Raw genomic sequence first — 23,511 nt, 5'->3', positions numbered from 1 at the left:
ATTTGATGCTTCATTTAAAATAAAAACTTAGACGCTAATCGCTATTTATTGTGCTTATCGCCTCAAGGAAGTGGCTAATTCAGAGATTAAAGCTGGGGGGTTGAAAGCAGCATACTATCGAAACAGTGCTACCGAAAAAGAACAATCAAAAAAATGAGCCACACCTTATTAGATGTGGCTCATTTTTTACTACCAAGTTCTGCTCAGGTTTTACACTCTTGAATTAGTCTCTAACTGACACTCACCACTTGCGCCGTCCCTATCGCACAAACACACGCTTGCTGTTTACTCATATCTTCGCTGAAATCTGCAGAAAGTATGGTATCGACATAATGCCAGTCACTGCGTACCTGCTCGGCAGTGAAGGTGAGCACCATAAAGCCTCTGTCTCTTAAGTTGGTATACTTAAGACCCTCGACCATCTCCTTGATCCCAGCTTCAGTTTGCACCTGCTGATCTTCCGGGATCCCCAGGTAGTACTCGAGTCCGGGAGAAGATACCGAGCTGGTCGCAAATTCCACGCCCACAGGGTCACCATGACTGTCCATAAGCTCATTTGCCCAGGCATTATGGGTATCTCCTGCCAGTACCACTAAGTTACAGCCTATAGACTTAGCCGTGGCCAGAACCACTTCACGCTCATAGGCGTAGCCATCCCAGGCATCTAAGTTATAAGGTACCGCAGGCATCTGCAGCAAAGCCATGGCCTCAGGGGTAAGCCTGTGTTGGTTCTCGATAAGAAAGGTATATTCAAATGTCGTCACCGTCGGATCTTTCGCCTCCCAACGGGCGGCAATTTTCGCCAGGGCCGCCAGCTCACCAAACTCAGACACGCTAAGCTGCTGCATGGCTATCGCTGCCGGTAGCATCATGCTACCCATCAAGACTTGCTGCCCCAGAACTTGCCACTTGCCTGTCGCTGTCAGCAGGCTAGATTGTAACCATTGCAGCTGCTCGGTGCCCAGCAAGGTTCGCTCAGTCCCCGTCACTGCCGCCATAAACTTCTGGCTATCCATGGCTTTGGTCACAGGATCGATATAATCGACATAATCCAGTGGCTTATCACGAGCTAAGACGCGCGTGTCTAACATATGCAGATCGACCAGATCCCCGAAACTGAAGGAGCGATAGATCTCCTCATGATTGCCTTCACGCCAGGGGCGGATGGGCAACCACTCGAAATAGGCTTGCAGGGCTCCCTGCTTTCTCGCATCGAAATCACCGTCTTCCTCGTTATGATTCTCGGCGCCATCCTTCCAGGTATCGTTAGCGACTTCATGGTCGTCCCATACCGTAATAAAGGGCACCTTGGCATGCAGCCCCGTCAGGCTGGGATCGGTTCGATATTGCGCATAGCGGGTACGATAATCACCTAAGGTGAATAGCTCACCAGCCGGTAAAACCTCACGGCCCAGTTCGGCAGCATGCTCGCTGGCATACTCGCCGCGCGCATATTCATAGATATAGTCCCCTAAATGGATAACCGCATCCAAGCCCTCTTGTTGAGCCGCTAGCGCATACACATTGAAGTGTCCTGCCGGAAAGTTAGCGCAAGAGAGCACCGCCAATTTAACTTGATCTATGGCCCCTTGAGGCAAGGTGAGCGCCCGTCCCACTTCTGAGACGGCTTCCCCTTGCTTAAAACGGTAGAAATACTGAGTCCCGGCGTCCAGTCCGGTTGCATCGACCTTAATGGTGTAATCTCGCTCGGCACTGGTGGTGGTTTCACCATTGGTGACTAAATTACTGAAATCGGTATCCGTAGCAAGCTCCCAAGCAACCGTCAGCTCCCCTTCCACTTCCGGGGTCACACGTGTCCACAAGATGATTGCATCATGGCTAGGATCACCGCTGGCGACACCGTGTAAAAATTCAGCTTTAACAGCATCATCACTGCTGCCGTTACTGTCACTACAGCCCATCAAGCCATATGACACAACTGCTGCGCCCACACCTTTAGCCGACATTTCCAAAAAATCCCGACGTGTAAATCTCCGTTTCATTATTATTATCCTTATAATGCACAAGTGGTAAGAGGTCTAACGAGTATTGTGCAACACCACTATTACATTCGTGCTACACATTGTCTAATGTGGTGAAAACCTGCGCAGACAAAGATAATTGAGGTATATTACTCAGGGTGTTAAATGGGACAAAGCGATTGAGCCCGACTCTAAATTGCAATCAGACATAAGGATAAGTGGATGAAAGTACAAGATATAATGACAAGGGAAGTAGTGTGTATCAGCGATCAGGCCAGTTTAAAAGATGCTCACGCTCTGATGACCAATAGAAATGTCAGGCACCTTCCTGTTATCTCTGAGCAAGACTCAAGTTTAGTCGGCATTCTTACCCATAAGAAGATGGTTGCGACCGTGATGGCACTAGTCAATAAATACGGCAGTGGAGCCTTAGACAGGCGAGAGCGGGCACAAACCGTTGAAAGTATCATGGACAAGCATTATCAACATCTCACCGCCGATGAGCCTTTACCCATAGTGGTAGAATACTTTATCGACAATAAACTCGGCTGCTTACCCGTCATCAATGCTCAGGGCAAAGTTGAAGGTATAGTCACCTCTTCAGATTTTGTGAAGCTGTGCGCCAAGCTGCTAAAGCTAAAGCCTGAAGCAGCTTAAGTTTCACACAGCAATGGCTTAACTTGGTAATAACCAGGACATAAACAGGCAAAGAGCGAACTAAACAAACAAAGAGCTAAATAGCGGGGCCGTTAATACCATAGCTATGCCGGTAAAAATCATGGTAAGACTGGCGACAACCCCCTCCTCCTCTCCTATTTCAGACGCTTTTGCGGCGCCGACGCCGTGAGCCGATGCGCCCAACGCAGCGCCCTTGCCCAGGGATGTGTTGATTTTTGCCAGCCTAAAAATTGGCTCACAAATTATCATGCCTAATACCCCAGTGAGCAAAACCAACATGGCCGTCAACTCAGGCACACCACCAAAGCTCGACGTGGCTTCCATGGCAAAAGGCGTAGAAACGAAACGGACTAGCACACTCTGAGCGAGTTCCGGTGGCAGAGAAACTAACTTAGACAGGCCCCAGGACGAAATTAAGCCTAAGAGGAGGCCGAAGATCACACCAATAGAGAGCGTGAGTGGGTATTTAGCAATTAAGTGCCGCTCACGATAGATAGGCACAGCGAAAGCGATGACCGCAGGCGTCAACATCAAGGTCAGCAGATGACTGAAGTGAAAATAGCTAGGTAAGGGAATATCCAGCAACAAGACCAGAGAGATAATCCCTAACGGAGCCAGCATGATGGGCGACAACCACCAGAACTTAAATTTTGCATAGGCATATTTAGCCCCCAGTAACACACGAGTGTCATCACTAAACTAAAAATTCCTACCAAGGCCGAGCCTGTACCTTCGAAAATAGACATGCGTTAACCTTCCATACCGGGTGCCAGCAAAGCCTGAGCGCGCTGACGATTCATTCTACGCTCGAAACGAAAGACCCGGTCAACCACAAACCCTGTCCCCACCAGCACGAATACCGTCCCCAGCACTAACATCACGATCAGCTGAACACCATAATTCTCAAATAAGCTTTGATATTTAATCACAGAGACCACTGGAGGAATAAAAAACAGTAGCAGCTCGGCGATCAACCAGGCCGAGCCTAAGCTAACCCTATGTTCGGGAATGGTCTTGGTCAGCAAGAGTAACAGGACTATGGCCAGACCTATGACGCTTCCGGGGATAGGCAAATTAAAGTATTGCTCGGCTTGTACGCAGATGACTGCCAATAGACAAAACAAACTCACCTGCACCAAGGTCTGTAGCATGAGTTTCAGCTTGCCATTGCTCTTAGTCGCTAAAGCAACCTTAGCGTGATCCCCACGAGTGAAGCTGGAATTGGTATCACTCTGGTGAGTGGCTCTTGAAACTGGCATAGGTCAATAAACTCATTCATTAGCAGGAGTACAAGTTTAAGCTTGCACTCTCAATAAAAAAAATGAATATTAATCATAGAATACATTCCTTAAGGTTATACAAATGGATCTACGCGTTATTCGTTATCTGATTGAGATAGTCGACTCGGGTGGCTTTGCCAAAGCCTCCGAGAGAGTCCACATTACTCAACCCGCTCTATCCAAGGCGATTCAACAACTAGAACATGAACTTGAGGTTACTCTGCTCGAACGCGGCAAGCGAGGGACTCGAGTCAAGCTCACCCCCTCCGGTGAGCTAGTCTACCGTCATGGGCAAACCTTACTGGCTAACAAGCAAGCCTTACTCAATGAACTCGCCGCTCAACGCGGGCTAACCTCGGGTCAGTTAACACTCGGTCTGGCTCCATTGGGCAGCGCCGAGCTTTTCGCACCGGTTATCGCCAAGTACCGAGACACCTATCCTAAAATAGAAATGGAGCTATTAGTCCGTGGTTCAGTAGAACAAAAAGAGGCACTTATTAAGGGGGAGATAGAGCTAGCCACAGGCATTATTGCGCTGAACAAGGAGTTCGAAGGCATTCTGGTTCGTGATGAGCCTATGGTCGTCATCTTGCCTAAACATCACGTCCTAGCCAGTGAGAAGTCCCTTAGACTCGAACAGATCTCCGAAGAACCACAGATCATGTTCGAACCCGGATTCTCCCTCCATAGCATGGTCTTAGACAGCTGTGAGCAAGCGGGCTTTACACCGAAAAATATCACTCGAATAAGCCAGGCGGAATTTGGTATCGCCTTAGTCGCCGCAGGTGCGGGCAATATGTTACTGCCTAAGATGATCGCCGAGCGTCACAGGGTAGCCGGAGTCGTCTCGGTGCCACTTATCGGCTCAGACTTAAGGTGGAAAATGTCGCTATTTTGGCGAAAGGAGCAAGCCCTCTCTTTTGCAGCGAAAGCTATGATTGAGATGATAAAACAAACAAGCCCCGTTTAAACGGGGCTTGTTTGGCAGAGATACAGCTTATACCGTTTGGTATTAAGTCGCTGGGCAAGCCATTTGAGCAATACTATTAATTACTATGTCTTCCACTGGGACATCGGTGAGGATCCCTCCAGATTCAGTCACTGCATTAGCAGTATCTACTATATCAATCTGATCGATAATTTCTATTCCCTCGATCACCTGACCAAAAACAGCGTAGCCATGACCATCTGACGAGTTCGCTTTATCCAAAAACGCATTATCTACTGAGTTAATAAAGAATTGCGATGTGGCCGAATCCGGATCACTGGTTCTTGCCATGGCTAGAGTGCCGCGCAGGTTACTAATCCCAACGCCAGCCTCATTTACAATAGGATCATTACCCGCTTTCGACATGGGTCCAGATTTAAATCCGCCACCTTGGACCATAAATTGATGGATCACCCGGTGAAATATCAAGCCATCATAGAAGCCGGTATCCACATACTGCTTGAAGTTCTCTCCCGTGATAGGGGTATTAGTCGCATCGATAGCCAAGCTAATGTCCCCCATGCTAGTGCTCATGGTATAACAATAATCTTGCGCTAACTCGGGAGTGGGAGTCGGAGGTGTTATCGGTGGCGGTGTCGTCGAATCATCTGAACCACCGCCACATGCGGTTAACACGCCGGCCAACACTAAACTTGAGGCTATACTTACTGCAAATTTGTTCATCTATATCCCTATCTTCTTACCGGCTCGTTAGCATTTTCATTAGTAGGCCAGACAATGACTACTTTAAGACAGGTTAAAGCCTACAAATATTTAACCTTATGCACAATAGGAGATACAAATTAGAACATCTAGGCAACTTGGGGTTAGGCCTAAGTTCTAAGTTCTAAGTTCTAAGTTCTAAGTTCTAAGTTCTAAGTTCTAAGTTCTAAGCTTTTGCACACCAGACATAACTAGCAAGGCTAATGCACCGGCAATCACACCGAAAATAGTATTGAGTAAGCTAGGCGTGAGAAATGATAATACAGGCCCGATAATAGCGAGCTGATCAACCAGAGCGGCGACAGTTTCAATCTGTACACTGATCCAATGCAAGCCATGGGTCAGAATTCCGCCTCCCACCATAAACATAGCTATGGTGCCGACTATGGTCAGTCCGCGCATTAAATAGGGAGCAGCATTAACCATTTTTGCGCCAAGCCAACGGCCGCAGCGAGTCAAGAGACTAGCGCCTTTTCTCAGGCTCAGGTACAAGCCAACATCATCCATCTTGACAATTGCAGCCACCAAGCCGTAAACCCCTATGGTCATCACCAGAGCAATCACAGAAAGCGTCACCACTTGAGTGAGAAAGCTACTTTCGGCGACGACCCCTAAGGTGATGGCGATAATCTCAGCTGAGAGTACGAAATCGGTACGAATGGCACCTTTGACCTTCTTGGCTTCGTATTCTCCAAGATCATCAATGTGCGGCAGTTCATCATCCACATCATGAGCCGCACCGCCTTGGGCTAAAGCGGCGGCTTTCTTCTTTCGTTTCTCATAGGTGTGATGCAGCTTCTCGAAGCCTTCGAAACAGAGAAACAGGCCGCCAAACATCAGCAGAGGCGTCACAGCCCAAGGGATAAAGGCGCTGATCAATAGCGCTGCTGGCACCAGGATGCACTTATTACGCAAGGAGCCCATGGCTACAGCCCAGACGACCGGCAACTCCCTATCGGCGCTGACTCCTGAGACTTGTTGGGCATTGAGAGCTAGATCGTCGCCCAGCACCCCCGCGGTCTTCTTGGCGGCAACTTTACTCATCAAGGCCACATCATCCAAGATGGCGGCAATATCATCCAAAAGCGTTAACAGGCTAGCTCCAGCCATAAATAGTCCTTCCCTTTCCCTATCCTAAATGCTGCAAACCCGTGCAGATTTGATACATGCTTGCTTAAGCAGTCAAATGCTTAAACCAAACTTAATTTCAAAGGGCTAAAGTTACTCTTTTGCAGTGATTTTTACCACAGGCAAAAGATTAACTTGTCTTAATTTGTAAACAAAAGCAGAGACAAGGCGAAGAAAGCTGTAAGACTATAAAGAAGCTTTAAAGTCCTCAAGCTTATAGTCACTGATTCAACTGATAACACTATAGTTTCAATAAAGTGCGCGACTCTTGCTTAAATCACTACCCGAGCCACATAAAAATTCTAGGTTCAGCAAATCGAGCATTTTGACGTGGCTCGGGTATAATACCATTCCATATAAGTATCTGGTCAGTTCAGAGACTCTCAGTTTTTTCAATTCAAGGCACATTGATGAGGAAATGGTTATTCCCTTTTAAGTCAATGTAACGCAGAAGTGGAAACACTGAGAGCCTCACGCAGTACGGGTTTCAAAGCCCTTTATGCTACGTTGAATGTTCTCGATATAGAATAACTATTAGCTTCAAACATTCGCCTTGCCTACAGCGCTTTGAACTCCCGCTGAATGTTCAGATACTTACTCGGAATGGTATAATGACCTCAGAATTTTAAAACTCCTTACAGGAAACGACCATGACACAAGATGAGATGAAGAAAGCCGCTGGTTGGGCTGCGCTACAATACGTTGAAAAAGATACTATTGTTGGCGTCGGCACTGGCTCTACCGTTAATCACTTTATCGATGCTCTCGCGACCATGAAGGCCGATATCGAAGGGGCTGTATCTAGCTCTGCAGCGTCTACCGAAAAGATGAAAGCACTGGGTATTCCGGTCTACGATCTCAATTCTGTCAATGAGCTTTCTGTGTATGTCGATGGTGCCGATGAGATCAACGAACGCATGGACATGATCAAGGGCGGCGGCGCCGCGCTGACTCGTGAGAAGATCATCGCAGCCGTAGCCGAAAAGTTTATCTGTATCGTTGATAACACTAAGCAGGTCGATATCTTAGGCGAGTTTCCACTGCCAGTAGAAGTGATCCCTATGGCTCGCTCATACGTGGCACGTCAACTGGTCAAGCTAGGCGGCGATCCGGTTTACCGTGAAGGCTGTCTCACCGACAACGGCAACATCATCTTAGATGTGTACAACATGAAGATCATGAAGCCAAAAGAGCTCGAAGAGCAGATCAATCAAATCGTCGGCGTAGTGACTAACGGTTTGTTCGCTAACCGCGGTGCAGATGTGTTGTTAGTGGGTACACCAGAGGGTGTTAAAACGGTTAAGTAGACCGTTTTATTGCTTCTCAGAAGTGACTAGGTTTCTAGGTACTAGAGCCTAGGTACTTGTTTAGCTAAGCCACTCTTTTAACGGGTGGCTTTTTTGTGTCTTCATTTTTGATAAATGGGACTTGAAAGCTTGCTGTACGGCATAGCTTCATTGTTATCTATCGCTTCCCAGCGGGGTTGTGCAGATGCTTCTGTGACACGCTATAAATATGTCCCTATACGCTCTGCGGTTTCATCCCTGAAACCGAAGTCCACAGCCGAATCTACACTTGGTTATTCAAAAGAAGATTTTCCATGTTAGTTGGCGTCATTGAAATAGGTTCATAATTTCGAGTAGACCTTATTCGCTACGAGCCCTTTGTTGCTCAGAATTTATAGCGACACAAAAGCAGAAAGAAGCAGCCTGCGCTGCCGTAAACAGCTCCATAAACCAAACAGAAAACAGAACAAGAACAAGAACAAGAACAGAAAGCTAGGGAAAAAAATAGAGTTTTATATTTCTATTAGAAATATGTGATGGAGATGTTGAAACCCACGCTCAAACTAGGTTAATGTGTGTGCAGTTAGGGAAACGCAGGGCAAACTCTTACATCGACAAGAGAACGCCATTCAGGGAAGAAAAAGCCAATCATTAGCTTGTAGGTCTACTCAGTGACCACATCCAAGCACCAAGTGATAACGTTTACTTTGACCCTGATTTTCCAGCCAGATACTATGCGCGTTTTGCAAAATAATAGGTTTATTAATTGTGCATGCGCGTTAATAAAATATGTGCGCATGTGCACTATACAGCTGTTATAAGCCATATTCACTATTCACTATTCACTATTCACTATTCACTATTCACTATTCACTATTCACTATTCACTATTCAATAATAAATGAGAGAAATATGTACGATCAAGATGTAATTGAATACGCAAAGCAACAAGAAATTTTATTGTCTCCGCTAGAATACCGAGTTCATGAACATAGTGATGGGCGATCAGAACACCGTAATAGCTTAATGAGAGATTACGCAAGGGTATTGTACTCTTCTTCATTTCGTAGGTTACAGGGGAAGATGCAACTGCTCGGAGTAAAAAGATAGGACAGCCATATCTTTTGCTATGTCCAAGAAGATAAAGGGATCAAAACACATTAGCTTTATGAAGGTAAATAATCATGATGTATAAATCACTTATGATGACGGTTTTAATATTGATACAGGTGTCTTGCGCTTCATACACAAAAGAGGAGATTGACTATGTCGTCCGCGACCTTATAGGGGAATGCTATAAAGTTAATGTAGACAGCTTTCTTTACTCATTAAATCGATGTAGTAGCGCAGATATTTGCTATGGTATTCAAGCTTATACTGACAAAAGTAAAAGCATCAAGTATAAAAATACACCATATTCCCATGAGCAAGTTATCGGTGATTTAGATTTTTGGAATGATGTCATAAATAGGGACCCTAATTTACCAGGTATTGGGAAAGGTGAATATATAGGGACTGTGCCCGCTGGAACAGAGTTTGAGTTTGTTGACATTGATTATAAGAATATGCCTGGCTATCGAGAGTTCTGGGCGGCAGAAGTGGTATTGAAAGATGGCGAATTTAAAGAACATCATGTCAGAATTCCTGATCTGTCCTATAAACAGATTTTTCCACCATGGACGGTTGCGAGTCCATTTGTAAATGGTCCCGTTTGGAACAAAAAATACATAGCTAAATGCATGTTGTAGAAAAAAAAGACAAAAAAAGACAAAAGACGGGACAGCCATATCTTTTGTGCTTTAGAGCATCCTCTACTAACCTTTAAGTTACCTCAACTCAGTTTGTTCAGGATAGCGACTATGACTTCAGCTCGACGTACCTTAATCGACCCAGAATCGACTCCGTTTTACCACATAATAAATCGTTGTGTTAGAAGGGCTTTCCTCTGCGGAGAGGATAAATTGACAGGCAAGAGTTTCGAGCATAGACGCGGCTGGATTGTCGAAAAAATTAAAGCTTTATCTGCTATCTTTTGTATCGATGTCTGTGCCTATGCGGTGATGAATAATCACTATCATCTTGTGCTGAAAATTGACCTTGATAGAGCAAATTCGCTGTCGAACCGCGAGATAATTGAGCTTTGGTGTAAGGTGACGAAAGGACATGATGTAGCGACTAAATACATGAATGGCGACACCTTAATCGAGGATGAGCGGTTACTACTCGATGGGTTATTGGCTGAGTGGCACGAACGTCTATCCAGCATCTCTTGGTTTATGAGGTGCCTCAATGAAGAGATAGCGCGTAGGGCCAATCGTGAGGATGGATGTAAAGGGGCTTTCTGGGAGGGGCGCTTTAAGTCACAAGCCCTGCTTGATGAACAAGCACTATTAGCCTGCATGATGTATGTTGATTTAAACCCTATCAGAGCTGGGATTGCTAACACACTTCAAGCATCTGATTATACGTCTATTCAGGAGCGCATTACCGAGCTAAGTACCTCGGATAAAAACACTAAACCAAATGATGATAAGTCAGCAGCAACTTCGAGTGAGCCACTCAAACCACTTGCCCAATTCGATGGTGCTGCCCATCTAGCGACTCAATCAGGTATCCCATTTCATTTCTGTGATTACCTACAACTTATCGATTGGACTGGCAGAGCCATTAGGCCTGATAAGAAAGGTTTTATTGACTCAACCCAACCTAAATTACTCAATGAACTTGGCATAGCGCCCGAGGCTTGGATTACCTCAGCGAAAGAATTTCGCCGCCAATACAGTGGTATGAGTGGTCGTTGGGATGCTATGTGTGCTTTCAAAAAGCAGCATAACTGTGGGCTATGGTGTAAAGGAAAAGCCAGCAGTAATGCACTTCATCCCGCTCCTTAGCAAGATCTTCTCGGCTGAAGCAGCTCCTACATTAAAATCGAGATAAAGGGGTCAGAACACATTAGCTTTTAGCTCTCTTGATTATTCTGGCTTTATTGGATGACCTGGTTTTAGGTGGTCGAACCTTACATTTAGATGGGCTTCGATTTCGGCTCTGATGACCTTATTCGTTCCGACCCCTTTGTCGCTCAAAGAATCGACCAACTTTTAAATCCATTGACGATATCAAAGCACTGAATATCCAAGGCGGGTTAGGTGGTAACAGTACGGGATTGCTTCGACTCGGTGATATTGCAGATGTCAGTTTAGGTTATCAAACGCCTGCGATGACATTAAGTCGATTCACGGAAAAATAGCATGTTGTTAGCCGCAACACTTTTTATATTTTTTACCACTGCCACATAAACAAGGATCATTACGGTTCGGGGTTTTGTCGAACCTAGTGGTAGTTGGCTTGTTTATAACCGCGTTAAGATCATTGATATTTTCATCAATAGCACTATCTACAGTAATCTCGGCAAATAATCCATTATCAGCAACTAACGCCACTACCTCTTTTTTTCTCTCATCACTGTTAACCACTAGCGATAATGGCTGCTTTTCTGTACCAAGCTTAACGATACGCTTAGTATTATAACCACTTATTATATGATTTTCTCTGGTGTAGATACGCCCTTTGTAATACAGATCGTGCACGATGAACTCCGCTAATTAAATACTAGATTTTAGCGCGGAAGTATAACGTAAAACGTTAAATAGTCGACTGTTGAATTAAGGAACTCAGATAAAGCAGATAAAGGGGTCAGAACCTGACGAAACCCCACAAAATATTATGATTAAACAATAAGATAAATTAAAGATAAAGCGGATAAAGGGGTCAGAACACATTAGCTTTTGCTATGTCCAAGTACAAGTAAAGATAGGACAGGCATATCTTTATTGATGAGCTTAAACGACTCGTTGAAGAGTCCGTTTTTATATACGATGAAATGAGGCCGCACTTAAGCTTGGGAATAATAAATCGTGCCACCCATTGTTAATCAATAACATACAGTGCCCCCTTGCTCAAAGTAGAAGTGCGTCACTCATTTTTAGTTATTGGTTTAAGGTGATTATGCCCCGTCCCAGAAGAACACAAGTCAAAGCCGCGATTAACAACCAATGCACCACTTCCTCAACCAAGAGTGTTATTGACGCTGGAATACTACAGGGGTAAAATTATGGCCTTCTAATTTTGAGGTTAACCATGCGATTCAAGCAAATCATAAGCGTTGAAATGGCTAATACCACCGATATATTGTCAGTGTCATTTGGTAAGGAAATTGAAGTCGTCAGCAATGATGGTTCCAGAGTGGCAGACTACTGGCAGGAAGTCGCTTATCTCGTATTACTCGATGGTAAAGCCGTGGATGATGGTCATACAAGATCTAATGCGAATGAAGTAGCGAAAAAATGGCAAATAGACGATGATTTGCGATTAACAGGACTTGGCACACACTCAAACAAGCGTTACTGGCAATTACCTATTAAGCTGCAACGACAGATCAGACAATTTGGCAGTGTGTTACCTTCGCTCGCGCCTTAAGAACGTTAAAGGATCGCACCTCAGTTTCTCTCAAGATACTCAAGAACATATAGTTGAAAGCCCCGATGCCGTGAGGTATCGGGGCTTTTTTGTTTGATAAACAGATAAAGCAGATAAAAGGGTCAGAACCTGGCGAATCCCCCTTTGTAGATTTGCGGCTATGCTACACTTATAAGTGGCTAAGCTTGTCCCTGCAGGAGGTATAAAGTGGCCATCGCAATTACACTTAGTGAGTATTTGTCAAAAAACAATGTTAAATATGAATTAGTGAAGCATAAACATACCGCCGCTTCACTGGACTCTTCAAAATCGGCCCATATCCCCTCATCCCACATGTCTAAACCCGTTGTCTTAGTTAACAAATCAGGAGAACACATAATGGCAATTGTGTCTGCTGGCAACAGGCTGTCATTGCCAAGATTGAATGATATAACCGGACAAGAATATAACTTAGTTAGCGAACAAAAATTGGGTGAGCTTTTCCCCGATTGTGACAGAGGTGCGATCCCCGCAATAGGTGAGGCATACCAGATGAAGATGCTTGTCGATGACTCCTTGTTAGCGACCGAGCATGTTTACATAGAAGCCAGTGACCATAATCATTTAATTAAGATGCCACATAAACAGTATGTAAATATGCTAGATAAAACACCCCATGGTGACATTTCCGGCAAGCGAATAGGCATATCTAGATCAGCCAGAAGATACCAGCGCGATTGGCGATTGTGATCTCATTCCATATGAGTATAGACTCAAGTCCAAGCCTACTTACACTTTGAAACAGAACACCGAGTTAAGCTCGGTGTTTGAACATCCTGAGGACAAACCCCACTCAAAAATTGACAGGGATATGCCAAGGTTTAGCTAGATAAGCAGACCTAAAATTACAGCGCCTGTATCTGTTCTACCATCAACTTCATCTTATTTCTAACTCCTTATTTCTAACGACCTTGGATTTAGTATTCATTAAGAAATAAACCTACTTAAGATTATCTGTGGATTTAAAGTCTGAATTATTACTCCGCAATAGAGAAGCTGATAAACAATTGAATCAAATGGTTAGCAAGTGTAGGCTAGCGACAAAGATAATTTATCTAGGCTCCTACTCTACATTTTAATCAGTAGTGATTAAGCACCTTTAAAGGTTAAGAAAAAGGAAGTTCAGGGAATGAATATATTGTTAGTGGTAGCTGGGGCGCTGAGTGCGCTTGCGGCTTTGGCGCATATCGGCTGTATCTATTTTGGTGCATCCTGGTATCGCTTCTTCGGTGCCGGAGAGCAGATGGCGATAATGGCGGAGCAAGGCAGTTTAAGGCCGACTATTATCACCTCGGGGATTGCCTTAGTCCTGTCTATCTGGTCTCTTTATGCCTTCAGTGCCGCTGGACTTATCGGCAAGCTGCCACTCATTCGAACCGCTCTGATCATTATCACTGCTATTTATCTACTCCGCGGTGTCGCAGGCTTCTTTTTCATCAGTAACCCACTCGGGCGCAGCCCTGAGTTCTGGTTCTGGAGCTCAGCCATCTGCCTGTCCCTCGGCCTACTCCACCTCATCGGACTAAAACAGCAATGGGCTAGTTTGTAAGTCGTAACTATAACTATCTAAAGAGAACTAGATAAGTTTACTGTTAATTCAAGACAGAGTTGAAAGCTAGATGCTGATCGCTGTGTTATTGATTAGTCACGGGAGCCCGATTTTTATATAACAATGCCGACCCAGCGCTGAAGGTGTATAGTGCGGCCAGTATTTCTCACTAAATAGACCAACGATATGCTCGGCTACTACCTACATTCAATCAATGCCAAACAGGCGCTGGAAGCTATCGCTAAAGGACTGTCCTGCATCCGGCTCTCTACTGACCTAAATCTTTCGGAACGGGACTTTTCCTTAAGTGATCAGAGTCTGGTACTCGACGATGACAATCGACTTTCCATTGACGAACTCAAAAGAATCGCCAAGAAGACACAGAGGATCTACCTCTGCCGCGATGGAGATATGGTTCCGCTTGAAGACCGCAGCTCAGGCTACTACAAGCTCGTTCCCACATCTGGCGCACCTCTGCTAGAAATTAGCGGCGTCAAGATGCACATCTCCAAGGGAACTGACCCCTTTGTTAGTGCCTCCGAGATGGCTAAACAGGCGGTGAGCAAGGGTGACAAGGTACTGGACTGCTGCAGCGGACTTGGCTATGCGGCCATAGCAGCCCACCGACTAGGTGCAAGCGAAGTGCTCACCATAGAGTTGAGTCCGGAGGTAATGGGGCTACGCGCGCAGAACCCTTGGTCAAACGATTTGGGCAAAGAGGGGATTGTGCAACGTCAGGGTAGTAGCTTTGAGCTGATCACCACAATGCCTGCGATTTCCTTCGATGCTGTGGTTCACGATCCACCGCGCTTTTCCCTCGCCGGGGAGCTCTATAGCGAAGAGTTCTACCGGGAGATCTTCCGGGTGCTGCGCCCAGGCGGACGACTTTTTCATTACACTGGCAATCCACACGTAGTGAAGAAGGGAAGCAGCTTTGTCGATGGCGTCATCCGCCGGCTCAAAGCGGCCGGCTTCAAACACGTGAAAAAAGTCGAGCATCTGATGGGGGTCAGTGCGCAGAAATAAGGCATAACCGAACCAAGAAGCAGACTTACATAGGTTCTATCTGCTCTACCATCAACTGCACCGTCTGATTACCTCTAAACTCGTTCACGTCGAGTTTATAGACCACCTGAGCATGCTCTATGGTGGCATCGGGCCAGGTCTTAAGATCGATATTAAAGGCGATGGCATCTAGCATGGTTTGGCCACATTCGGTTTCCAGCACCAGTTTAAGATGCTTCTCACCGACGATACGTTGTTGGATGACTTTAAAGTGACCATCGAACAGAGGCTCAGGGAACTCTTGGCCCCAGGGGCCTGCATTACGCAGCTCTGAGGCGATTGTTAAGTTCATATCTCCAGCGGACAAGTCTCCGTCGGTCACGAACTCACCAGTCAGCTGCTCAAGCTTTAACAACTCACGCACAGCTTGATCGAATGCCTGCTCGAAGGTCTCAAAGTCTTTCGCTCTCAAAGAGAGTCCCGCAGCCATGGCATGGCCACCAAATTTGAGGATCATTCCGGGGTGACGGCTATTGATAAGTTCAAGAAGGTCGCGCATGTGCAGTCCCTTTATCGAGCGCGCCGAACCTTTTATCTCGCCTTCCCCCGCATCGGCAAATGCAATTACGGGTCTGTGGTATCTGTCTTTGATTCTGGAAGCCAGAATACCGATAACTCCCTGATGCCAATCCTCCTGGAAAAGGGCTATGCCCCAAGGCAGGCTCGCTTCATTGAGCTCAACAGACTCCAGGCTCTTTAGCGCTTCTTGCTGCATATCGGCTTCGAGATCCCGTCGCTGTGCGTTTAAACCATCAAGCTCAGCCGCCATGCGCCTGGCACTCATCATGTCATCACAAAGCAAGGTCTCGACCCCAAGGGCCATCTCATCGAGACGCCCCGCCGCATTAAGCCTGGGGCCTACGGCGAAGCCAAAATCGGCAGCGACTATTTTAGCCGGGTTACGTTTCGCGACTTCTAATAAAGCCGTGATGCCGGCGCGGCAGCGGCCCGCCCTCACCCTCTGTAATCCCGCTTCCACTAAGATGCGGTTGTTACCGTCGAGGGCCACCACATCGGCAACTGTGCCCAGGGCGACGATATCGAGCAGATGACCTAAATTCGGTTCGCTAATGCCCTGATCTTGATACCAGTTGCGCTGTCTAAGCTCGGCTCTTAGGGCTGACATCAAGTAGAAAGCCACCCCGACACCGGCGATAGATTTACTGGCGAAGCTGCAATCCACTTGATTGGGATTCACTATGGCGTCTGCATCGGGAATAGTCTTACCCGGCAGATGGTGATCTGTTATCACCACTTGCATGCCCAGCGCCTTAGCGGCAGCAACGCCTTCTATGGATGAGATACCATTATCTACCGTGATCAACAGCTCTGCGCCCTTACTATGGGCGACAGCAACAATCTCAGGGCTAAGTCCATAACCGAAATCGAAGCGATTAGGGATAAGGTAATCGATTTTACTGGCGCCCATCATCTTGAGGGCCAACATGCACACACAGGTCGAGGTCGCACCATCGGCATCGAAGTCACCCATGATTAAAATAGCGCGATTGTCTCTGATCCCATCGGCGATAATCTTAGAGGCTATGTCCAAACCTTTCATGGTATTGGGGCGCAGCAGGCGTGACAGAGTCAGATCGCATTCCTCGGCAGTGGTACCACGGCTGGCATAGATCTGCTTTAACAGAGGAGAGAAGGAATCTGGCAGATGAGTGTCATCAACCTTAGAACGTCGGACTATCTTATGGATCACGAATTACTGCCTTATAGCTAGGTTGAGCACAGAGAAATCAAACGACGGCTAGCATATCAAACCGCAGCCCAGATAACACTGCAAACAAACCAGTTTTAGGTTAAGTATGGAAGCAAAAATTCACTAACCTGAAATGCGCCATCTGATATGCCGGACATAAAAAGGCCAGCGATATCGCTGGCCTTAGGCTTTATATAGTCAAGAAATCTAGTTAATAGCTTCCAGAGCACGCAGTAGATCTTTAGGTGGCTGATAGCCAGGAATCATGCTGCCATCTTCGAGGATAATAGCCGGGGTGCCATTGATACCGAAGCTCTGTCCCAAATTATACTGCTCGGCAATTTTCGCGTCACACTGCTTATGCTTAACGCTCTTACCCGCCTTAGCTTCTGTCATCGCTTTCAGTGGATCCGCTGCACACCAGACCGCCTCCATCTCATCTGCGTTAGCAGAAGGCACGCCGCGACGAGGGAATGCCAGATAACGAATGGTGATGCCTAAATCGTTATACTCATCCATCTGATTATGCAATTTGCGACAGTAACCGCAGCTAATGTCGGTGAAGACGGTAACCACATGCTTCTCGTTCTTAGCCTTATACACCAACATATGGTCTTCAAGGGGTTTCATCATCTCGATACGAGGTCCTGCCATAGCAGCCTCAGTCAGATTCTTCATACCGTTATCTAAATCGTACAAGCTACCATGGAGTAGCTTAGAGCCATCTTTAGAGATATATAGCACGCCACGATCCGTTAAGGCTTCGTATAACCCTGGGATCGGCGACTGATTAAGGGAGTGAACCTCAACATTGAGTGTTTCACTCAGCTTCTGCTTCAGCTCAGCTGAATTGGCAATTGTGTCGCTGGTAGTATTCGATGTGGCCATAGCGAAAGGTGCTATTACCACAGCAAGTACCAAAGAAAATATGCGGGTAAACTTCATTATATATCCTGTTCTTTGCATGGGTCTGGTGCGGTTATTTAGAATTACAGTTGATTAGACCCTGTTTAGGCCAGAAAAGTTACAGTTTCAACAGGATTAAAGCAAATAATAACTGTAACTAAATCACTGCCAGTAGAGGTAATTATAAATTACCTCACAGTTAAGCTGCTTCGAATGAAGCTTGTTTGCATTTTTTGATGGTTCATTTGGGTATCAATCCTTCTTCCCCGTCGTTCCGGCAGATCTTTTTAGCCGGAATCCAGTGGCTTTTGCTATTGGCTTATGTGTTTGAAGCTCGTTCCTTCATGGCAACCTAACGCTTCCGGGCAGGCGTTTGATAACAAAACCATTTCGGCATACGGTAAATTGCCAAACACCGAACCCGCCAAATGAACCCAACTTAAAAAGATACTTCCAACTTGCTATCTGGCAACCTAGCCCCTGGGGTGATGCTCGCTGTGGAGCTGACTGAGTCTGGCTTTGGCCACATGGGTGTAAATCTGTGTGGTGGACAGATCGCTATGTCCCAGTAACAACTGCACCACACGCAGATCTGCGCCATGATTTAGCAGGTGCGTCGCGAAAGCATGCCTCATTGTATGGGGGGAGATATGCGTCACTATGCCAGCCCTAAGCGCGTAGAGTTTAATTCTATGCCAGAAGGTCTGCCTGGTCATCATCTGGCCACGTTTAGAGGGGAATAACACATCACTGAGCTTGCCTTTAAGCAACTCGGCTCTGGCTCCCTCAAGATAGTGTTCAACTTCGTTGACGGCAAGCTCTCCCAGAGGCACTAGCCTCTCCTTACCACCTTTGCCCACCACCCTCACCAGCCCCTGCCTGAGGCTGAGCTGCTCCATGGTCAGGCTCACCAATTCAGTCACTCGTAGCCCGGTAGCATAGAGAAGCTCCAGCATAGCCCTGTCACGGCACTCAATGGGATCTTGTAGATCCGGTTCATTGAGCAAGATATCCACATCGGCCTCGCTGAGTGAATCAGGTAACTTACGGGCTAATTTAGGCGACTTTATCCGAGCGATAGGATCCGCTTGAATCAACTTTTTAAGCAACAAAAAACCATAGAAACGCCTCAGACTACTCATCAGACGAGCACTGCTGGTACGGGCGAAACCTTTATCAAATCTCACATCCAGATAGTCACGGATCAATTCCTGAGATACCTGAACTAACCCGGCCCCCAATTTCTGAATATAACGATCGAAATGGCGTAGGTCGGTTCGATAGGCTGAGAGCGTATTATCACTCAATCCCCGGTTCGACCAGAGGTCATCAAGAAAGGTATCGATAAGCGGGTCGGGTTGATATTGTTTAGATTCAGCAGGCTCAGCCAAGCTAATCACTCCTTTGAGGCATTAAAAAAGCGCGTTCTCATCGAGACCGCGCTTAGTATTCTATGACATACTCAGGAAATTAACAGAGTATGTATGGAGTTATCCCAAAACAGGCTCTGCTTTACTCTTCTTGATAAATAAACACGCCATAATTGCCAGCCCTGTCGGCAGTAACCAGGCCATGCCTTCATTATTCATTGGCATGAAATCCACCAAGCCCATATCGATACCGGCCGCTTTAAGACCATCGATAATACCAAATACCAAAGCGACGCTCAGCACGATACGATGAGAGAGCTCAGGCATGGCAAACTTATTCGTTAAGAAAGTCACCGCAACTAAGGCGATAGCAACAGGATAGATGGTGTAGAGCACAGGTACGCTTATGCTGATCAGTTGAGATAAGCCAACGTTCGCCACTGTGGCACAGGCCAGACTCATGATAACCACGAACATTTTGTAGGATATGCGTGGAAGCAGATCATTGAAGAACTCGGCACAAGCCGTCACCAGACCAATAACCGTGGTTAAACAGGCTAGTGTGACCACGGCCGCCAACAAAATCTGACCTAGACTGCCGAACTCATGGTTCACATAGTTGGTTAATATCGTCCCGCCATTGTCTGCGCCATTGGCGAGTTCACCGGCAGAGGCACCTAGATAAAAGAGAGATATATAGACAAATGCCAGACCGGCTGCGGCAATCAAGGCGGCTCTAATCAGGTATTTAGTCTGATCTTTACTGTCACTCACCCCTTTACGACGAAGAATATCGATAATCAACATGCCGAAGATGAGTGATGCCAAGGTATCCATGGTGTTATAACCTTCCAATATACCTTTGGTCAGCGGGTTAGTCTGATAATCACCCACGGCTTGGCCAACGTCTGATCCAGGTAACACCATGACAGAGATAGCTAAACCCACCAGAAGAAAAATCATAATAGGCGTAAGTACCTTACCCACACTGTCGAGCAGTTTTCCCGGATAAAGTGCCATTAGCATGGCTCCACCAAAGAAGATTAAGGTGTAAATAAGCTGGGAAACATTAAGCACTATGCCAGCGATCATAAAGGTTGCATTGCTATCTGCCAGGAAAGGTTTAAAGCCCATTTCATAGGCCACTAATCCCGCTCGTGGGGCCGCGAATGCAGGACCGATAACGATATAAATAGCGATGGCAAAAATGGTTGCAGCCAAAGGAGGGAGTAAACCCATGATCTTACCGTTCGCCTTAGCAACCGCGATCAGGGTGATCAGGGGTAAAGTTACCGCCGTGATCAAGAAGCCAATCATGGCTAAAGTCATATTTTCCCCAGCGAGGAAACCTGCCAATGGCGGGAAAATAAGATTACCGGCGCCCAAGAAGAACGCGAACGTCATAAAACCTAACCCTAAGGTATCAGCCATGCTCATCTGTTTATTTTGCACTTTTTGCCCCATCATCTTTTATTGTTTTGTAACGATCTCAAATTATTAGGCCAATCACAGGCTCTGTAAGTGGAGATTATATTATGTGTAAACTAATAATTACATGAGTCCGTGGTAAATTCGGTCGACACTTGGCGAGTTTATGAGCAAAAGCGGGAGTACCTGACGCTAACATTACTTAAAACTGGCTTACCTAGCCTAAAAAAGTGCTTAAAGCCCTATTCCAGAAGCATACTATTAGCAAATACCGCATTATTTAACAAGGAACCTACTAAAATCAGAAATAATTAACACCGGAAATACAACGATATCGCAACACCAATGTAAAGGTTCACACAGAGCAACAGCATCAAGCGTAGAAAAGAGGTCGTCATCACAAGCCAGCAACATAATTAAAATCAGAGCCCAAATGAAAGCCATTAACCAATCTCTGCTATTAGAGTACAATCCTGCACCTAAATTTTTAATTCAGAACAGATCAGACTCGATGCCATTTACCTTCAAACAATTTCATATAGATGACCATAACTGCGGCATGCCTGTTAGCACAGATGCTGTGATTCTCGGAGCCTGGGCACCTCTGACCCAAGCCAAGAATATTCTTGATATTGGTGCAGGAAGCGGACTACTAAGTTTGATGGCCGCTCAGCGAAGTGAAGGGATTATCACCGCAATCGAACTCGATGAAACCGCGGCATCGGCTTGTGAGAGAAACTTTCAGGCCTCTAAGTGGGATAAGAGGTTTACAATAGAGCAGTGTGCTATTCAGGACTTTGCTCTACAGGGCTTGGACACCCAAGTAAAATTTGATCATATCATCTGCAATCCCCCTTATTTTAAAGGCGGGACACAATCCAAAAATCAACTTAGGGCAAAAGCCAGACATACCGACAGCTTAGATTTTTCATGCCTAATAAAAGCCATAACTCGCCTCTTGGCAGCCGATGGCACCGCTAGCCTCATTCTCCCCAGTCAAAGTATGCCTAAGTTTCAGCAAGAGCTGGCATGCTCAGAACTCGTCATGACCCGGGTCATGGATATTGCAGATTCTGCAGCTAAGAAACCCCACAGACATGTGTTTAATTTAGCTCACAGGCAAGCTCCCTCCCCAGAACAGAGCAATCGAGTCGACTCGAGCCACTTCTGTATCAAGGAAAGTGATGGCAGTTATACCCAAGAGATGATTGCCCTAATCACCGGGTTTTATCTCAAATACTAGCCCGTTTCCGGATGAAGTTTATCTCCGGAACGACCGATAATTTAGATGAAATTAAGAGCTAGTTTGGTATATTTTGGTGTATAATGCGCGGCTATTATTTATTGAGAACGCTGCGCATGCTATTTGAAGACTTCCTGCTTGACCCTATTTTACTAGAGTCATTAAGAGCCATGGGCCATAAAAAGCCCACCACGATACAGCAACAAACCATTCCATTGGCGATGGAGCAGAAAGACATTTTAGCTCGGGCACCAACAGGGACAGGCAAAACTGCCAGTTTTCTGCTGCCAGCGATCCAACATCTCATCGACTTTCCTCGTCGCTTCGGCGGTCAGCCCCGTGTCCTTGTATTGACACCGACCCGTGAGCTTGCCAGCCAAATTCATCGTTATGCCTCGCATCTGTCGACAGGTCTGGATCTCGATATCGCCATCATCACAGGCGGCATGCCCTACGGCCCACAAGAAGAAGCGCTAAAGAATAATGTCGATATCTTAGTCGCCACTCCCGGCCGCTTGATGGAATATCTGGACAAGGGTAACTTCAATGCCGAAGAGGTTGAAGTGTTTGTCATCGATGAAGCCGACAGAATGCTGGATATGGGATTCTCCGCCGCGGTCGAGACCTTAGCCATCGAATCAGTTGGTCGCAAACAGACCATGCTATTCTCGGCAACGCTAGAGGGCAGTGATGTGGGACGTTTCTCACACCAGCTGCTGACAGATCCAGTTAAGGTAGAGGCCGAAGCACCGCGCAGCGAGAAAGCCAAAATCCACCAATGGATCCATATTGCCGACAATAAAGAACATAAATTCGCCATGCTATGCAACATCCTCAGACAGGAAGATGTGACGCGTACCATAGTGTTTGTTAAGACCCGAGAAGGTGTAGCAAGCCTGGAAGGCTTGCTACAGAGAGAAGGGATAACATGTAGCTTTATGCGTGGCGACATGGAACAAAAACAGAGATTCCAGGCTTTGGGCCGCTTCACTAAAGGCGAAGTCAATGTCCTATTGGCCACCGATGTCGCCGCTCGCGGCATCGACGTAGATGATATCAGTCATGTAATCAACTTCGATATGCCAAGATCTGCAGATACTTATGTACACCGCATCGGACGTACTGCCCGCGCAGGCGCCAAAGGCACGGCTATCTCTCTGGTCGAGGCTCACGATATCCGCGTAGTCGGCAAGATTGAACGCTACATTGACCAGGTCCTTAAGCGCAGATTCATCAAAGATCTTCGCCCTAAGAACAAGGAAGCTAAGCCTCCTGGGAAAAACAAGGTTAAGCCTGGTGCAACAAAGACATTCAGTAAGAAAAATAAGAAAAAAAAGAAGAAGTAGATCTTTCATCTACACACTTTATTCTTATTCATTAATAAAAAAAGAGTCGCTAACCGCGACTCTTTTTTTACATTTTTCTGTAGGAGGGGCTTTAGCCCTACCAGCGCAGCGTTGTCTTTGCCCTACCAGCATTTAAGCAGGTTGAATAGCAAAGACGACGGCCTTCGGCCTATCGCTACGCCTATTCGACGGGCTCCGCCCTGTTAGTAAAAGCGAACTGCGCAGCGTCATCTTTCCTGTTGTTTAGCCCCGAGGCTTATAGGTTCAATATCTCCCGGCTAAAGCCAATCCTACTCTCCTGATCCAAAGTCAG

General features: G+C 46.3%; 20 protein-coding genes and 1 pseudogene. 11 read left to right on the top strand and 10 right to left on the bottom strand.

Annotated elements, in window-relative coordinates:
- Positions 1–230: 230 nt before the first annotated feature.
- Positions 231–2,003 (bottom strand): alkaline phosphatase D family protein, encoded by a 1,773-nt coding sequence (locus tag FM037_RS05490; RefSeq protein ID WP_144045169.1) that lies wholly within the window; start codon positions 2,001–2,003, stop codon positions 231–233.
- A gap of 201 nt (positions 2,004–2,204) precedes the next feature.
- Here FM037_RS05490 and FM037_RS05485 point away from each other — a divergent pair, with 201 nt between their 5' ends.
- On the top strand, positions 2,205–2,639 hold the full coding sequence (locus tag FM037_RS05485) for a CBS domain-containing protein (RefSeq protein WP_144045168.1): 435 nt from the start codon (positions 2,205–2,207) through the stop codon (positions 2,637–2,639).
- Positions 2,640–2,699: 60 nt separating this feature from the next.
- On the opposite strand, the pseudogene FM037_RS05480 reads toward FM037_RS05485, so the two are convergent.
- Together FM037_RS05480 and FM037_RS05475 are read right to left on the bottom strand one after the other, a co-directional pair.
- Positions 2,700–3,406, bottom strand: a pseudogene (locus FM037_RS05480) (LrgB family protein).
- A gap of 3 nt (positions 3,407–3,409) precedes the next feature.
- Positions 3,410–3,811, bottom strand: coding sequence for a CidA/LrgA family protein (locus FM037_RS05475; RefSeq protein ID WP_144048842.1), 402 nt, complete (start codon positions 3,809–3,811; stop codon positions 3,410–3,412).
- 211 nt (positions 3,812–4,022) lie between these two features.
- Here FM037_RS05475 and FM037_RS05470 point away from each other — a divergent pair, with 211 nt between their 5' ends.
- Entirely contained in the window at positions 4,023–4,910 is an 888-nt protein-coding gene (locus tag FM037_RS05470; RefSeq protein WP_144045167.1) for a LysR family transcriptional regulator, read from the top strand.
- A gap of 42 nt (positions 4,911–4,952) precedes the next feature.
- On the opposite strand, the gene FM037_RS05465 is transcribed toward FM037_RS05470, so the two are convergent.
- Both FM037_RS05465 and FM037_RS05460 read right to left on the bottom strand, forming a co-directional pair.
- Positions 4,953–5,612 carry a peptidylprolyl isomerase gene (locus FM037_RS05465; RefSeq protein WP_144045166.1) on the bottom strand — a complete coding sequence of 220 codons (660 nt, stop codon included), beginning with the start codon at positions 5,610–5,612 and terminating at the stop codon, positions 4,953–4,955.
- 198 nt (positions 5,613–5,810) lie between these two features.
- On the bottom strand, positions 5,811–6,761 hold the full coding sequence (locus tag FM037_RS05460; RefSeq protein ID WP_144045165.1) for a DUF808 domain-containing protein: 951 nt from the start codon (positions 6,759–6,761) through the stop codon (positions 5,811–5,813).
- Between the two features lie 668 nt (positions 6,762–7,429).
- Here FM037_RS05460 and rpiA point away from each other — a divergent pair.
- The 3 genes from rpiA (at position 7,430) to FM037_RS05440 (ending at position 10,956) form a co-directional block, all read left to right on the top strand.
- Positions 7,430–8,086, top strand: a complete 657-nt coding sequence (rpiA, locus tag FM037_RS05455) for a ribose-5-phosphate isomerase RpiA (protein WP_144045164.1) — start codon at positions 7,430–7,432, stop codon at positions 8,084–8,086.
- Between the two features lie 1,163 nt (positions 8,087–9,249).
- Positions 9,250–9,813, top strand: coding sequence for a hypothetical protein (locus tag FM037_RS05445; RefSeq protein ID WP_144045163.1), 564 nt, complete (start codon positions 9,250–9,252; stop codon positions 9,811–9,813).
- Between the two features lie 111 nt (positions 9,814–9,924).
- A complete protein-coding gene (locus tag FM037_RS05440) occupies positions 9,925–10,956 on the top strand; it encodes a transposase (RefSeq protein ID WP_144045162.1) in 1,032 nt (343 codons plus the stop codon).
- Between the two features lie 363 nt (positions 10,957–11,319).
- On the opposite strand, the gene FM037_RS05435 is transcribed toward FM037_RS05440, so the two are convergent.
- Positions 11,320–11,652, bottom strand: a complete 333-nt coding sequence (locus FM037_RS05435; RefSeq protein WP_144045161.1) for a PBPRA1643 family SWIM/SEC-C metal-binding motif protein — start codon at positions 11,650–11,652, stop codon at positions 11,320–11,322.
- 550 nt (positions 11,653–12,202) lie between these two features.
- Between FM037_RS05435 and FM037_RS05430 the strand changes: the two genes are divergently transcribed.
- From FM037_RS05430 to FM037_RS05415, 4 genes are all read left to right on the top strand, one after another.
- Entirely contained in the window at positions 12,203–12,541 is a 339-nt protein-coding gene (locus tag FM037_RS05430) for a hypothetical protein (protein WP_144045160.1), read from the top strand.
- A gap of 207 nt (positions 12,542–12,748) precedes the next feature.
- Positions 12,749–13,270, top strand: a complete 522-nt coding sequence (locus tag FM037_RS05425; RefSeq protein WP_144045159.1) for an aminoacyl-tRNA deacylase — start codon at positions 12,749–12,751, stop codon at positions 13,268–13,270.
- A gap of 439 nt (positions 13,271–13,709) precedes the next feature.
- Positions 13,710–14,129 (top strand): hypothetical protein, encoded by a 420-nt coding sequence (locus FM037_RS05420; protein ID WP_144045158.1) that lies wholly within the window; start codon positions 13,710–13,712, stop codon positions 14,127–14,129.
- 186 nt (positions 14,130–14,315) lie between these two features.
- Positions 14,316–15,155, top strand: a complete 840-nt coding sequence (locus FM037_RS05415; protein WP_144045157.1) for a class I SAM-dependent methyltransferase — start codon at positions 14,316–14,318, stop codon at positions 15,153–15,155.
- Between the two features lie 25 nt (positions 15,156–15,180).
- Here the strand turns inward: FM037_RS05415 and recJ are convergent, their stop codons facing one another.
- From recJ to brnQ, 4 genes are all read right to left on the bottom strand, one after another.
- Positions 15,181–16,905 (bottom strand): single-stranded-DNA-specific exonuclease RecJ, encoded by a 1,725-nt coding sequence (gene recJ / locus FM037_RS05410; RefSeq protein WP_144045156.1) that lies wholly within the window; start codon positions 16,903–16,905, stop codon positions 15,181–15,183.
- Between the two features lie 207 nt (positions 16,906–17,112).
- Entirely contained in the window at positions 17,113–17,850 is a 738-nt protein-coding gene (gene dsbC, locus FM037_RS05405; RefSeq protein ID WP_144045155.1) for a bifunctional protein-disulfide isomerase/oxidoreductase DsbC, read from the bottom strand.
- A 434-nt stretch (positions 17,851–18,284) separates the two neighbouring features.
- Positions 18,285–19,202, bottom strand: a complete 918-nt coding sequence (gene xerD / locus FM037_RS05400; RefSeq protein WP_144045154.1) for a site-specific tyrosine recombinase XerD — start codon at positions 19,200–19,202, stop codon at positions 18,285–18,287.
- Positions 19,203–19,301: 99 nt separating this feature from the next.
- On the bottom strand, positions 19,302–20,648 hold the full coding sequence (gene brnQ, locus FM037_RS05395; protein ID WP_185976964.1) for a branched-chain amino acid transport system II carrier protein: 1,347 nt from the start codon (positions 20,646–20,648) through the stop codon (positions 19,302–19,304).
- Positions 20,649–21,120: 472 nt separating this feature from the next.
- On the opposite strand from brnQ, the gene FM037_RS05390 reads away from it, so the two are divergent.
- Together FM037_RS05390 and srmB are read left to right on the top strand one after the other, a co-directional pair.
- Positions 21,121–21,852, top strand: a complete 732-nt coding sequence (locus FM037_RS05390) for a tRNA1(Val) (adenine(37)-N6)-methyltransferase (protein WP_185977054.1) — start codon at positions 21,121–21,123, stop codon at positions 21,850–21,852.
- A 116-nt stretch (positions 21,853–21,968) separates the two neighbouring features.
- A complete protein-coding gene (gene srmB, locus FM037_RS05385) occupies positions 21,969–23,198 on the top strand; it encodes an ATP-dependent RNA helicase SrmB (RefSeq protein WP_144048839.1) in 1,230 nt (409 codons plus the stop codon).
- Positions 23,199–23,511 lie beyond the last annotated feature (313 nt).

It is taken from the genome of Shewanella psychropiezotolerans (assembly GCF_007197555.1).
GTDB lineage: Bacteria > Pseudomonadota > Gammaproteobacteria > Enterobacterales > Shewanellaceae > Shewanella > Shewanella psychropiezotolerans.
Note: the sequence above shows the minus strand (reverse complement) of the source record. Positions and strands in the feature narration are given on the sequence as shown.